At 51.5% G+C, this 563-nt stretch carries 1 rRNA gene; it reads right to left on the bottom strand.

The features are described 5' to 3' along the window. Positions 1-563, bottom strand: a 23S ribosomal RNA gene (locus ABD211_RS24285); the annotation flags it as partial.

The raw sequence follows: 563 nt of genomic DNA, 5'->3' as shown, positions 1-563 counted from the left end.
ATGGCCCTTCCATTCAGAACCACCGGATCACTATGACCTACTTTCGTACCTGCTCGACGTGTCTGTCTCGCAGTTAAGCTGGCTTCTACCATTACACTAACCGAGCGATGTCCGACCGCTCTTAGCCAACCTTCGTGCTCCTCCGTTACTCTTTGGGAGGAGACCGCCCCAGTCAAACTACCCACCAGGCACNGCTTCAAAGCCTCCCACCTATCCTACACATGTAGGTTCAATGTTCAGTGCCAAGCTATAGTAAAGGTTCACGGGGTCTTTCCGTCTAGCCGCGGGTACACAGCATCTTCACTGCGATTTCAATTTCACTGAGTCTCGGGTGGAGACAGCGTAGCCATGANCAATTAACCTTCCGGCACCGGGCAGGCGTCACACCGTATACGTCATCTTACGATTTTGCACAGTGCTGTGTTTTTAATAAACAGTTCCAGCTACCTATTCTCTGCGACTCCCGTCTGCTTACACCGCAAGGGCTTAACAGACAAGAGCGTACCTTCTCCCGAAGTTACGGTACCATTTTGCCTAGTTCCTTCACCCGAGTTCTCTCAAGC

Origin of the sequence: Luedemannella flava (genome assembly GCF_039528515.1) — a bacterium.
Lineage (GTDB): Bacteria > Actinomycetota > Actinomycetes > Mycobacteriales > Micromonosporaceae > Luedemannella > Luedemannella flava.
Note: the sequence above shows the minus strand (reverse complement) of the source record. Positions and strands in the feature narration are given on the sequence as shown.